The 13,417-nt window shown below is 70.2% G+C and carries 6 protein-coding genes; 1 reads left to right on the forward strand and 5 read right to left on the reverse strand.

Annotated features, from left to right (window positions below; translation table 11 throughout):
• Positions 1-8: 8 nt before the first annotated feature.
• From ACK6C6_RS10295 to ACK6C6_RS10310, 4 genes are read right to left on the reverse strand one after another with little or no spacing between them, the layout of a single operon-like run.
• A complete protein-coding gene (locus tag ACK6C6_RS10295) occupies positions 9-3,455 on the reverse strand; it encodes a response regulator (RefSeq protein ID WP_409267208.1) in 3,447 nt (1,148 codons plus the stop codon).
• Between the two features lie 47 nt (positions 3,456-3,502).
• The gene (locus tag ACK6C6_RS10300) at positions 3,503-4,456 is read right to left on the reverse strand and encodes a diguanylate cyclase (protein ID WP_409267209.1); all 954 of its coding nucleotides are present in this window, start codon (positions 4,454-4,456) and stop codon (positions 3,503-3,505) included.
• Positions 4,453-8,034 (reverse strand): response regulator, encoded by a 3,582-nt coding sequence (locus ACK6C6_RS10305; RefSeq protein WP_409267210.1) that lies wholly within the window; start codon positions 8,032-8,034, stop codon positions 4,453-4,455. Before ACK6C6_RS10305 ends, ACK6C6_RS10300 begins: the two co-directional genes overlap by 4 nt.
• Before the next feature lie 58 nt (positions 8,035-8,092).
• Complete coding sequence (locus ACK6C6_RS10310) at positions 8,093-10,357, reverse strand: TonB-dependent receptor (protein WP_409267211.1); 2,265 nt, start codon at positions 10,355-10,357, stop codon at positions 8,093-8,095.
• A 315-nt stretch (positions 10,358-10,672) separates the two neighbouring features.
• On the opposite strand from ACK6C6_RS10310, the gene ACK6C6_RS10315 reads away from it, so the two are divergent.
• Positions 10,673-12,481, forward strand: coding sequence for a family 43 glycosylhydrolase (locus ACK6C6_RS10315; RefSeq protein WP_409267212.1), 1,809 nt, complete (start codon positions 10,673-10,675; stop codon positions 12,479-12,481).
• Here the strand turns inward: ACK6C6_RS10315 and ACK6C6_RS10320 are convergent.
• Complete coding sequence (locus tag ACK6C6_RS10320) at positions 12,404-13,405, reverse strand: DMT family transporter (protein WP_409267213.1); 1,002 nt, start codon at positions 13,403-13,405, stop codon at positions 12,404-12,406. The genes ACK6C6_RS10315 and ACK6C6_RS10320 overlap by 78 nt on opposite strands.
• Positions 13,406-13,417 lie beyond the last annotated feature (12 nt).

The following is a 13,417-nucleotide window of genomic DNA, read 5'->3' on the forward strand; positions in this document are numbered from 1 at the left end:
CCTCGCCATCAGGCCGCGTCCGGCGCCAGTTGCGCCGCCAGCACATCGAGCGGCGCCAGCGCGGCCGCATACTCGAGCTCCGCCACCGCACGCCGCAGCGCGGCCAGCGCCTCGGCAAGCGGCGCCGCGCGGCCGTTCGCGGCCAGCAAGGATTCGAGCTCGCCCAGCGCATCCTCGGCGCGGGCATCGTCGCTGCGCAGGTAGGCTTCCAGGCGGCCGAGTACGGCGGCAAGGGCGGCCGGACCGGCGGGCCCGGGCAGGGCGGCCGACGCCACCGGGGCCAGGCCGGCCAGCACCGCTTCGGTCGCGGCCACCAGTGCCGGCACCTGCACCCCGATGCGCTCGAGCTGGCCGCTGCGCAGGTCCTGTTCCAGGCGGCTGGCGCTACCGGCCAGGTCGAGCGCGCCCACATAGGCCGCGCCCGACTTGAGGTTGTGCGCCAGCGACTGCAGGCGCGGGTAGTCGCCCAGCTCCAGCGACTCGCGCAGGATGGCGGGCGCCGTGCCGTATTCGCGCACGAAGCTGCCGGCCCGTTTCTGCAGGCGGCTGCGGCTGCCCCCGACGCTTTCCAGCGCCAGGCGCCAGTCGATGCCGGGAAGGGCCGGCAAGGCCGGTTCCGTCAGCGGCATGTGGGGCGGCAAGGGTGCAAGGGCTGCCGGAAGGGACAGCGGCCGGCCCTGCAGCCGACTCGGATCGATCCACTTCAGCAGGGTGCAGAACAGCAGGTCCGGATCGATCGGCTTGGTGACGTGGTCGTTCATGCCGGCCGAGCGGCTCAGCGCGCGGTCGCTAGGCAGCGCATGCGCGGTCATGGCCACGATCGGCAGCTCGCGCAGGCGCGCATGGCTGCGGATCTCGCGCGCGGCTCCCAGGCCGTCCATCTCGGGCATCTGGATGTCCATCAGCACCAGGTCATAGTCGCCCGCCAGCGCCATGCGCACGGCGTCGACGCCGTTGAAGGCGACATCCACCTGCATGCGCGCGGCGGCCATGAAGTCGAGCGCGACCTCGCGGTTGTTGGCATTGTCCTCGGCCAGCAGGATGCGTGCGCCGTCCAGGCGCGGCAGCTCGGCCATGACCTGCGTCCGGCCCTGGACCGGGCCGGCTCCAGGCTGCGGATCCAGCACCTGCAGCAGGCTGTGGTACAGCAGCGCCGGCCCGACCGGCTTGTGGAGGAAGGCGTCGACCGGCAGGGCGCCCTGTTCCTCCATGACCGCTTCGCGGGTAGTGGCCGAGATCATCAGGATCGCCGGCAGTTGCGCGGACGGCGCATCCGTGCGCATGCGGCGGATGGTCTCGACTCCGTCCAGGCCCGGCATCCGGTAGTCCATCAGCACGACACGGTAGGCCCGGTCGTCCTGCGCGGCGCGCGCCAGCAGGGCCAGTGCTTCCTCGCCCGACGCCGCGGTGTCGGCGCGCACGCCGAGGGCGCCGAGCATCTCGGCCAGGGCGGAGCGTGCGCTGGCGCTGTCGTCCACCACCAGGGCGCGCATGTCCGCCAGCAGGACCGGGCGCGGCGCGTTCGTTCCTGCCGGGTCCGCGGGCAGGTCCAGGGGCAGCGTGAAGCGGAAGCAGCTGCCGACCTGCGGCGTGCTGCTGACCGTGATCTCGCCGCCCATCAGCTCGACCAGCCGGCGCGAGATCGACAGGCCCAGGCCGGTGCCGCCGTACTTGCGGGTGGTCGAGCTGTCGGCCTGGCTGAAGGACTGGAACAGGCGCATGGTTTGTTCCGGCGTCATGCCGATGCCGGTATCGGTGACGGAAAATGCCAGGGTCACGCCCTGCGCGTCGCTTTTCAAGACCTCGACCCCCACCACGATCTCGCCCCGTTCGGTGAATTTCACCGCGTTGCCGGCCAGGTTGATCAGGACCTGGCCCAGGCGCAGCGGGTCGCCCACCAGCTGCTGCGGCACCCCGGGGCCGACCCGGAACACCAGCTCGATGCCCTTGGACTCCAGTTTCACGTCGGTCAGGCTGGCCAGCTGGTCGAGCATGTCGTCGAGCGCGAAAGGCACCTTTTCGATCGCCAGCTTGCCGGCCTCGATGCGCGAGAAGTCGAGGATGTCGTTGATGATGCCCATCAGGTGCTCGCTCGCGCCCAGGATCTTGTCCAGGTAGTTGCGCAGGGCCGGGGAAGGATCGCGCATCAGGGCCAGGCGGCTCATGCCGATGATGGCGTTCATGGGGGTGCGGATCTCGTGGCTCATGTTGGCTAGGAACTCCGACTTCATGCGGGTGCTTTCCTCGGCGCGCAGCATCGCGGTCTGCATGGCCTTGGTGCGCAGGCCGAGGATGCGCATGAACACCAGCATGTCGAAGGTGCTGCCGAACACCAGGGCGTGCATGGTCCAGAAGTTGGCCGGCAGCTTGCCGTTGATGAGCTGCGCGGTGACGAAGGCGGCCACGAAGGCGACGCCCCAGCCGACCAGGAAGTAGCCGCCGACCGGGTCCCCGGCGCGGGCCCGGCGCAGGGCGCCGGGCAGGCCGCACAGCATCGGCAGGATGCCGAGGGTGCCGACGATCAGGACCAGGCGTTCATGGTCGATCAGGCCCAGTGCGAAGCCGGCGGCCGTGACCAGGCACAGGCCGGCGAGCGTTTTCATCAGCCGGCTGAAGATGCGGTCCTGTCCGGGGCGGGCCAGCGACTGCTCGACGAACAGGTAGGCGCCGCAGGATGCGAGGATGGACGCGATGCCGGCGCCGTGCTCCAGCATCCAGGCGTTCCCGGGCCAGAGGTACTGGCCGGCGGTGCCGAACCAGCACGCCGAATAGACGGTCACGCCGCCCGCCTGCAGGGCGTACTTGCCGAACAGGGGCTCGCGCAGCGACAGCCACTGGGCGATGGCATACACGAACAGGGTGATGCGCAGCCCGTGCAGCAAGCCCTGCAGGATCTGCTCGCCGAGCGCGTCGGACAGCATGGCATGCGGCTGCATGAAGCTGATCGGCAGGATCTTCGGGCCTTGCGAGGCGACCCGCAGCAGTACGGTGTATTCGTTTCCGGGAGCCAGGCGCAGCACCGCGCTCGGGACCCGGCCCTTCAGGCTGTCGCCGGCGGCTTGCTGCATCCGGCCCATGCTGGCCACGTGGCGCAATCCCTGCGGCCCCGCCAGGTGGACGTCGACCTCGTCCAGCAGGGCGAAGTCGACCTGCATGACCCAGCCATCGCCAGCGTCCGGCGCGACCCTTAGCGGGATGCGCACCCAGGTCGCGCCGGGCTGCATCCCGAGGGTGCCGTAGGCGGTGCGCGGCGCTTCGAATTCCTTGCCGCGCGCCAGCGCGTCCGCAGCGCTCAGTTTGCCGCCGGGATCGCGCAGGATGGTGAGCGCCGGCCAGGCCTCGGCGCGCGCGAGGTCGCGCGTGAGCAGCACCGTGGCCGCGTTCGCGGGGAGCGCCGCCAGCGCGGAGAACAACAGCGCCAGCAGGAAGATGAGTGTGCGGTATGCAGCTTGCATGAAGATGAACGTGCGAAGGGTCGAGCGGAGATTGTTGGCAAGTGGCCTTACAGCGGGTGGCGATGGAGCGGGTAGGGCACGCCGCCGGGTGCGGCCTCGCGCCAGATGACGCGGTTGCGGCCGGCCTGCTTGGCGCGGTACAGCTCGGCGTCGGCGGCGTCGAACAGACCTGATGCGGTCTCGGTGCCACTGGGCTCGAGGGTGGCGCCGCCGGCGCTGGCGGTCAGCACCGGCGCCACGCCGGATGTTTCGTGTGCGATCGACAGGGCGGCCACGGCAAGCAGCATCTGCGACACCAGCTGGCATGCCTCGGCCGCGCCGGTTTCGGGCAGCAGCAGGACCAGCTCCTCGCCGCCGTAACGCGCCGCCAGGTCGGCCGGCCGGCGCGTCGCAGCGGCAGCCAGCCGCGCCACGGCGCGCAGCGCACGGTCGCCGGCCGGGTGGCCGTAGCGGTCGTTGTACTGCTTGAAGGCGTCGACGTCCAGCAGGGCCAGGGACAGCGGCCGGCCGGACCTGCGCGCACGCTGCCATTCGAGCGCGAAGACCTCGTCAAAGCGGCGCCGGTTGGCCAGCTCGGTCAGGCCGTCGATGTTCGCGAGCCGCTCCAGCATCCGGCGCTGGCGCACCACCTGCAGGTGCAGGGCCACGCGCGCCATCACCACGGTCTGGTTGAAGGGCTTGGTGATGTAGTCCGCGGCGCCCATCTTGAGGCCGTTGGCTTCGTCTTCCGGCCGGTCCAGGCCGGAGATGAAGATCACGGCGATGTGTTCGGTCAGCGGGTCGGCGCGCAGCCGGCGCAGCACCTCGTAGCCGTCCATGTCCGGCATCAGGACGTCGAGCAGGATCAAATCGGGCAGGTGGCGCATCGCGCGCTCCAGGGTCTGCGCGCCGTTCTTCGCGAGCAGCACGGTGTACTCGGGCTTGAGGAGCTCGCCCAGCACGTCGCGGTTGACCGCGTCGTCGTCGGCGACCAGCACCTTCTGCATCTCCACGCCGTTCATGCCGCGTCCTCCATGTTCAGTTCAAGGCCGGCAAGCAGTTGTGCCAGGGGCGCCAGGGCGGCCTCGTATTCCAGGTCCTGCACCGCGCGCCGCAGCCTGGCCAGGATGTCGCCGTGGGCGCCGCCAGCGAGGAGGAGCTCGAGTTCGCCCAGCGCGTCCTCGGCGCGGGCATCGTCGGCCTCCAGCAGCAGCCGCAGGCGCAGCACCAGCGCGGTTAGCGCCGGCCGCGCCGGCGGCCTGGCCGGATCGGCTGCCCTCGGCTGCGCCGCCTCGGCCAGCCGGGCCAGGGCCGCCAGCACGGTTTCCGCCGCGTTCACCAGGCCCGGGACCTGGACCGCGAGGCGCCCGGCCTGGCCGCTGCGCAGGTCCTGCTCGAGGCGATGCGCGGCCGCTGCCAGCTCGAAGGCGCCGACATAGGCGGCGCTCGACTTCAGGTTGTGGGCGAGCGACTGCAGGCCCTGGTGGTCGCTGGCGCCGAGCGCTTCGCGCAGCATGCGCGGGGCGTCGGCGTACTCGCGCACGAAGCTGCTGGCGCGCTTTTCCAGGCGGCCGCGCTGGCCATCGACCTTGTCGAGCGCCTGGCGCCAGTCCAGTCCCGGCACGGCGGGCAGGGCCGCCAGCGCCGCCGCGTCCTCGGCCGCTTCCAGCCCGGCCTGTGCGGCAGCCTGGAGCGGCAGCGGGCGGCCGGCCAGGCGCGCCGGATCGATCCATTTGAGCAGGGTGCAGAACAGCAGGTCGGGATCGATCGGCTTGGTGACGTGGTCGTTCATGCCGGCTTCCAGGCTCTTCACGCGGTCGCCGGGGAGGGCGTGTGCAGTCATCGCCACGATCGGCAGGTCACGCATGCGCGGGGACTGGCGGATGGCGCGGGTCGCGTCCAGGCCGTCGAGTCCCGGCATCTGGATGTCCATCAGCACCAGGTCGTAGTCGCCCTCCAAGGCCATGCGTACCGCGTCCACGCCATTGAAGGCGACGTCCACCTGCATGCGCGCCGCGGCCATGAAGTCCAGGGCCACCTCGCGGTTGTTGGCATTGTCCTCGGCCAGCAGGATGCGGGCGCCGTCCAGGCGCGGGAGCTCGGCCAGCGAAGGGATGCCTGGTGCGGCGACGGCGCCCGTATCCGGCAGGCCGAGCTGCGGGTGCAGCGCCTGCAGCAGGCTGTGGTACAGCAGCGCCGGGCCGACCGGCTTGTGCAGGAAGGCGTCGACCGCCAGCTCGCCTTCCTGTTCCAGCACGGTGTCGCGGGTGCACACCGAGACCATCAGGATGGCCGGGGGCGGGGTGGCGCCGGCGCCGCGACCGCCCTGGTGGATGCGGCGGATCGTCTCGACGCCGTTCAGGCCCGGCATCAGGTAGTCCATCAGGACCACGCCGTACGGCAGGCCGGCATCCTCGGCCTGCGCCAGCGCGGCCAGGCATGCGTCGCCCGAGGCCACGGTGTCGGCGCGCACGCCCAGGCTGCCCAGCATTTCGGCCAGCGCGGCGCGCGCGGTGGCGCTGTCGTCCACCACCAGCGCACGCACGCTCGACAGTGAGGCAGGGCGCGCGGCCACGGCACCCTGGCCTTCGGCGAGGCCGAGCGGCGCCGTGAAGGCGAAGCGGCTGCCGGCGCCCGGCGTGCTGGCGGCGGCGATGCGGCCGCCCATCAGCTCGACCAGCTGGCGCGAAATCGACAGGCCCAGGCCGCTGCCGCCGTACTTGCGGGTGGTCGAACTGTCGGCCTGGGTGAAGGACTGGAACAGGCGCCCGATCTGCTCCGGGCTCATGCCGATGCCGGTGTCGGTCACCGAGAATTCGAGCGTCACGCTGCCGTCGTGGCGCTCCAGCAGTTCGACCGCCACGACGATTTCGCCGCGCTCGGTGAACTTGACGGCGTTGCCGGCAAGGTTGACCAGCACCTGTCCCAGGCGCAGCGGGTCGCCCACCAGCTGCTGCGGCACCCCGGCGCCGACCCGATAGACCAGTTCCACGCCCTTGGCGTCGCTCTTGATGCTGATGACGCTCGCCAGGTGCTCGAGCATCTCGTTCAGGTCGAAGGGCAGCTTCTCGATCGCCAGCTTGCCGGCTTCCATCCTGGCGTGGTCGAGGATGTCGTTGATCAAACCCAGCAGGTGTTCGCCGGCGCCCAGGATCCTGGACAGGTAGTTGCGCAGCCTGGGCGGCGCCTCGCCCATCAGGGCCAGGCGGCTCATGCCGATGATGGCGTTCATCGGGGTGCGGATCTCATGGCTCATGTTGGCCAGGAACTCCGATTTCATGCGCGCTTCCGCTTCGGCGCGCAGCATGGCCTGCTGGGTCGCCTTGCTGCGCAGGCTGATCATGCGCATGAACATCAGCATGTCGATGGTGACGCCCAGTTGCAGCGAGTGCAGGGTCCAGAAGTTGGCCGGCAGGACGCCCGCCGCCAGCTGGGCCTGCACCACGGCGCCGCCGGCGCTGAAGAGCCAGCTGAACAGGAAGTAGAATCCGATCTCGTCGCCGGCGCGCATGCGGCGCCAGGCGCCGGGCAGGCCGATGAACATCGGCGCGGCGCCGACCGTCATGGTGAACACGATCAGGATCCGGTGGTCGAGCAGGCCCAGGCACCACAGCACGCCGGCCAGGATGCACAATGCGGCGCCGCCCTTCATGATGCGGCTGAAGCGCCGGTCCATGCCCGGGCGCGCCAGGATCTGTTCGACGAACAGGTAGGCGCCGGCCGAGGCGATCTGCGACGACAGCCCCATCACGTGCTTGCTGAACCACTCATGGCCGCGCCACAGGAATTGCTCGCCCAGGCCGAACCAGACCAGGCCATACAGGGTCAGGCCGCCCACGTACATCGCGTATTTGCCATACAGCGGCTCGCGCAGGGCGAACCATTGACCGAGGCTGTAGGCGATCAGGCAGAGGGCGATGCCGAGCAGCAGGCCCTGCAGCATCTGCTCGCCGAGCGCGGCGCGCTGGTAGGCGTCCGGCTGCATGATGCTGATCGGGGCCACGCGCGGCCCTCTGGCGAACACCCGCACCAGCAGCGTGTAGTCGGCGCCCGGCTCGAGCCTGAGGGCGACGGCAGGGACCCGGCCCTTGAGTGCGCCATCCTCGGCCAGGCGGCGTCCGCTGCTGGCGAGCTTGCGCAGGCGGCCGCCGTCTTCCAGGTAGAACTCGACCTGGTCGAGGATGCCGAAGTCGATCTGCACCACCCAGTCGTGCGGCGCGCCAGCTTCTACCCGCAAGGGGATGCGCACCCAGTGCGGATCCTGGATCAGCGCGAGGACGCCGCGCGCGGTGTCCGGCCGGGCGTAACGGCCGGTAACGGCGAGCGCCGCGGCGGCGTCGAGCTTGCCGCCCTCGTCGACCAGCACCGTGGTGGCGGACCAGGTATCGATGCTGCGCGTGTGCGGCCCGAGCACCAGCGCTTCGCTCCCCGCTGCGTGGACACCCTGGGAAAACAGCACCAGCACCAGGGCCGGCAGCGCCGCGATGGCGAGCAGCATGAGGCTGCGCCAGGCCACGCAGGCGGCGCGGAGCAGGACGGTCGCACCGGCCATGCCGGCGCGCAGCGGGGAGGACATCGGGTGCACAGCGTTGCGCTTCATTCAGGCTCCAGCGAGTGGTTCACGAAAAAAAAAAGCCGGACGGGTGTCCGGCCTTTCCTCAGAAACGCAGGTCGAGACGCAGGTCGGCGGTGCGCGGCGCGGTCGGCGTGGTCATGCCGAAGCTGTCGATGATCGACGGCCGCACCTTGTTCTCGATATTGCGCACGCGCGCCAGAATGCTCCAGCTGCTGCCCGCCGGCCCCCACGCCAGCGTGGCGTCGGTGCTGGTATGCGACGGCACGCGGTAGGTCAGGAGCTGGCTCGGGACCGCCAGCACGTACTCGCCGCTGGCGCGTGCGAACAGACCGCCGGTGAGCTGGCCGCCGGCCAGGGGGAAGCGCTGCTGGTAGCCGAGCGTGAACACATGGCTCGGCGCCCGGTCCAGCTTGCGCCCGGCCCAGGACACGGTCGGCGTCGCCATGTAGCTGACGTAACGGGCGTCGAGCAGGGTCAGGCCGTACTGGAGGCGGCCGCCGCTGCCGACGCGCAGCTCGCCATCGAGCTCGATGCCGCGGCTGCGCGCGGCGCCGGCGTTGCGGGTCAGCAGACGCGGGGCGCCGGCGACGATCGCATTGCCGGTGAGCTGCAGGTTGGTGTAGTTGTAGTGGAAGGCGCTGGCATTGACCGTCAGGCGGCCGCCGAGCAGGCGCGACTTCAGCCCGGCTTCCCAGGCACGCAGTTCTTCCGGCTGGTAATACAGGAACTCGGGCGTGACCGCGGCGGCTGCCGGGCAGGGGATGCCGAGGGCGGAGGTGCCGGCCACGCAACCGTCGTTGAAGGCCCCGGCCTTGTAGCCGGTCGCCAGGCTCAGGTAGGCCAGGGTGGATGGGGCGAGGTCGAATTCCGCGCCCAGGCGCCAGGTGGTGCGCGCAGTCGACAGGTCGGCGGCGTTCAGCAGGCGGCGGTCGGTGGCCGGATTGAAGCTTGGGCCCTGCTGGAAGTCGGTCGAACCGACACGCCACTTGTGGTCGAGGGTGCGGCGCGCGCCGGCGCTCAGGCGCAGGCTCTCGCCGGCGCGCCAGGTGACTTGCCCGAACACAGCGCGGCTGGCGGCCTCGGTCACCAGCGGGAAGGCGTAATACGGCGGCAGGCCGACCGGGCGCAGGCCCTGGAAGGCGTAGCGGGTGTCGGATTCTTCGCTGAAGTAATACAGGCCGCCCTGGGCGCTGAGCGGACCGCTGCCGTGGGTGGCCAGGCGCAGCTCGTGCGAATCCTGGGTGTTGGCCCCATCGTAGCTGTTGATCACGCCGAGCGCGATGGCCGGGGAGATCCGGTAATAATAGTTGTTCACCATCTGCTGGTCGAGTTCGCGGCGCGAACCGAGGTAGTAGAGGGTGGCCGGGCCCAGGTTCCAGCTCAGGTCGGCCAGCAGGCCGCGCGCGCGGCGGTCCTGCATGCCTTGCACCGGTGCGATGTTCGCCGGGCGAAAGCCCATGCTCAGGCGTTCGTCGGTAGAAGTGTCGCGCCAGCTTGGGGCGCCGGCGGCGACGCCGGTGTAGAAATTGGTGTCCGGGACGAAGCGGTCGTTGTTGTTGGTGGCTTCGCTATGGTCGTAACGCAGCAGCAGCGCGGCATCGCGGCCGAGCGCCAGCCTGGCGCTCAGGCGCGCATCGCGGTCGTCGCGGTCCATGCCGGGCTTGAAGCGCGTGCCCTGGCCGTTGCGCAGGAAGGGATCCTGCTTGCGGGTGCTAACGGCGGCGCGCAGGGCCAGGGCATCGTTCACCGGAACGTTGACCACGCCTTCGAGCTTGCGGTTGCCGTAGCTGCCCGCCTCGAGAGCGACGCGGCCTTCCAGCTGGGCGGTCGGTGCGTTCGAGATCACGTTCACCAGGCCGGCCGTGGTGTTGCGGCCATACAGGGTGCCCTGCGGTCCGCGCAGCACTTCGATGCGGTCGACGTCGAGGAAATTGGCGGTCTGGCCGGCGGGGCGCGCGATGTACACGCCGTCCTGCATGAAGGCGGCCGACGGGTCGCCCTTGTCGGTGGTGTCGTTGTTGCTGATGCCGCGGATGGTCACGCGCAGGCCCGAGAAGGCCTGGTCGACGTGCACGTTGGGCAGGCGCGCGCCCAGCGATGCCGGATTGTCGGCGCCGAGTTCGCGCAGCTGCTCACCCTGGAGCACGCTCATGGCGACCGGGGTGCGCGAGGCGGTGGAGACGGTGCGCTGCGCCGTGACCACGACTTCCGGGACGGCGTTGTTCTGTTCCTGGATGGCTGGCGTTTCCTGCGCCTGGACGGCGGGGGCACAGCCCAGGCCCCAGGCAATACCCGATACTGCGACGGCCAGCAGCTTCTGTGCCGGACGGACCTGCTTTACTGTCATGAAGGACTTCCCCTAGGTTTTTCTTGTTGGCGGATCATGCCGCCTTGCATCCCTATTGTTCTTTTATGGCAATCTAGTTGCATTGAGGGATGCAGCTTCGGAAGTCTAGCAGGTAGTGACCACGGGCAATAGTCCTACAAAACGTAATTGAACGAAAATAGCAGGGTGCTACAACGTTCGGGGATCTGGCATGGTAAATTTGACAATCTCGGCCCCAGCCCCGGCGTCACGCGTGCGCCACAGGACGCTTGTTTTGACTTAATTTTCGGTCAACAACATAGGCGCCGTCCGCACGGCGTATGACGAGGAGACTGCATGACACGCTTCCTTCCAGGATGGGCAGGGGCACTGCTACTGGCCGCTGCCGGCGCAGGCGCCCAGCCGGCCACGCATTCGGCGACCTACACCAACCCCTTGCCGCTGCGTCTGGCCGACGGCAGCCTGGCCGAAAGCTGCGCCGACCCGTCCCTGCTGCGCGACCGCACCTCCTCCCCGACGGTGTGGTACATGTACTGCACCATGGACCCGGTCAGCCGCAAGGAGCGCGAGGGCAACGGTTGGAAATTCCGGATGATGCCGGTCTACCGCTCGGTGGACCTGGTCAACTGGTATTTCGTGCGCGATTCCTTCGACCAGCGCCCGCTCGGCCTGGCCGGGCCGAAGTCCGGCCTGTGGGCGCCGGAGCCGGTCTACCAGAACGGCAGCTATTACCTGTACTTCACCGTCACCGACGTGGCCGACCGCCACAGTCCGGAAAAGGGCTGCGAGTCGGATAGCGGGATCGCGGTCGCCACCAGCGCTTCGCCGGCCGGACCCTGGCGTCCCGCCGAGCGCCTGGTGGTGGCGCCGCGCCGCGCCGGCGCCGGCTGCAACTTCCACTGGACCTTCGACCCCGACGTGGTCGAGGACGACCAGGGCGACCGCTTCCTGTACTACGGCAGCTATGGCGGCGGGCTGTTCGTGCAGCGCCTCTCGAAGGACGGCCTGCGGGTCGAGGGCGACCCGGTGCGGATCGGCGCCGCCAACCGCTACGAGGGCGCTGAGGTGGTCAAGGCCGGCAAGTACTGGTACCTGTTCGCCTCGAGCACCGACTGCTGCCGTGGACCCTTGACCGGCTATGCCCTCTTTGTCGGCCGCGCCACCAGTCCCGAGGGGCCTTTCCTCGACCGCGAAGGAAACGACATGGCAGCCGCGCGCGTGGGCGGCACGCCGGTGCTGGCCCAGAACGGCAACCGCTGGGTGGGCGCCGGCCACAATACCGTGTTCGAGGACGCGGCCGGCCAGTGGTGGACCTTCTACCATGCGGTCGACCGCAACCAGGGCTATTTCAGCGTCGAGGACAAGCTGACCCGCCGTCCGCTGCTGCTCGACCGGATCGACTGGGTCGACGGCTGGCCCCTGATCAACCGCGGCGCGGGCCCGTCGGACACGCCGCAGCGCGCGCCAAGCATCGTGGCCGGACAGGCCGCGGCAGCGCTGCCCGTGCCGGCCGTATCGCCCACGCCGGCGGCGACGCCGCTCTGGACGGAGCGCTTCGACGGGGCGCGGCTTGCCCCGCGCTGGAGCTGGATCCGTCCGCAGGCCGCCGGCAGCTGGTCCACCGGCCAGCCGGGCCTGCGCATGGCCACCCAACAGACCGACCTGCACGTGGACACCAACACCGCCGCGGTACTGGCCACAACGCTGCCCGAGGGCGACCTGCGCATCGTGGCGCGCATCCGGCTCGATGCGCCGCTCGACTGCTGCGCCAAGCCGGTACAGGGCGGCCTGGTCGTGATGCGCGACGACGACAACTACGTCAAGCTGGTGGAGCTGGCCCACGACGGGCTGCGCCAGGTGGAATTCGGCAAGGAACTGGCGCCGGTGGAGCGCGGCAATCCACGCTACGGCAACACGGTGGCGGGGACGCCGGGCGAATGGACCTGGCTGCGCATCGACATCCGGCGCGAGGGGAAGGAAGAACGCTATACCGCCTGGTCGATGGCGCAAGGCGGGAACTGGGTGGGCGGCAGCACCTGGACCCACCGCCTGGGCAGCAAGCTCCGGCTAGGTCTGGTGGCGATGGGCGGCGCCGGCCATGCCGTCACCTTCGGCGAAGTCCGGGTCGAGCGCCTCCCGCCCTGACGCGTCCCGCTTGCCGGCATGGGCGTGCACCGACCAGGTCACGCCCGCGACGAGCAGCACGATCGCCGCCAGCTCCAGGGGCCGCGGGCCCTGGGCGCGGTACAGGAAGCCGTAGAGCAGGGCGAACAGGGTCTCGAACAGGATCAACTGGCCGGACAGGGTGACCGGCACGCGGCGGCTCGCCACGTTCCACAGCTGGTTGCCGATCACCGAGGCACCCAGCGCCAGCAGGGCATTGCAGGTCCAGAACAGGTGCCAGTCGCGCGCGGGCGTGGCCGGGACCGGCTCGGAAAACAGCCAGCTGGCGGCGCCGATGAGGAGGGCGAGCACGCCGGTGGACAGCCCGTACAGCGCCGACCACTGGGCGCTGGAGAATTGCGGATTGCGCTTCAGGTAGCGCGCATTGTCGAGGGCGTACCAGCTCCAGCACAGGAGGGCGCCGGCGGCGCAGGCCACGCCCAGCGCGATCTCGCCCGCGGACGCCGCCGGGCCGGCATGCAGGAAGCTGTCGACATTGATGCAGGCGATGCCCGCGGCCACCAGCAGCAGCGGCAGCGCGAGGCGCCGAAGCGGCAGGGCGCCGTGGTCCTTGCGGCCCAGCAGCGTCACCACCACCGGCACCATGCCGATGATGAGCGAGGTCGGAGCAAGGCCGGCGTACTTCACGCCTGCCGCGAGCAGCATGTAGTACACGATGTTCCCGGCCAGCGCATGCCGTACCAGCGCCGCATAGTCAGCGGGGACGAGGGTGGCGAACAGGGACTTCAGGCGCGGCAGCAGCAGGGCGAAGGCCATCGCGCCATAGGCGAGGTAGCGGCCGACCGCCAGCTCCAGCGGAGAAAAGGCGCCCAGCATCTCCGGCACGATGAACACCAGGCCCCACATCGCCCCGGCCAGCAGGCCGCACAACACTCCGATCCACATACCCGACCCACA

Origin of the sequence: Massilia sp. BHUDP2 (assembly GCF_046236355.1) — a bacterium.
Taxonomy (GTDB): domain Bacteria; phylum Pseudomonadota; class Gammaproteobacteria; order Burkholderiales; family Burkholderiaceae_D; genus Telluria; species Telluria varians.

Excerpts from the sequence above, each read along its gene's own strand:
- ACK6C6_RS10320 (WP_409267213.1), bottom strand. The coding sequence starts at position 13,405 with ATGTGGATCGGAGTGTTGTGCGGCCTGCTGGCCGGGGCGATGTGGGGC.
- ACK6C6_RS10295 (WP_409267208.1), bottom strand. The coding sequence starts at position 3,455 with ATGCAAGCTGCATACCGCACACTCATCTTCCTGCTGGCGCTGTTGTTC.
- ACK6C6_RS10300 (WP_409267209.1), bottom strand. The coding sequence starts at position 4,456 with ATGAACGGCGTGGAGATGCAGAAGGTGCTGGTCGCCGACGACGACGCG.
- ACK6C6_RS10310 (WP_409267211.1), bottom strand. The coding sequence starts at position 10,357 with ATGACAGTAAAGCAGGTCCGTCCGGCACAGAAGCTGCTGGCCGTCGCA.
- ACK6C6_RS10315 (WP_409267212.1), top strand. The coding sequence starts at position 10,673 with ATGACACGCTTCCTTCCAGGATGGGCAGGGGCACTGCTACTGGCCGCT.
- ACK6C6_RS10305 (WP_409267210.1), bottom strand. The coding sequence starts at position 8,034 with ATGAAGCGCAACGCTGTGCACCCGATGTCCTCCCCGCTGCGCGCCGGC.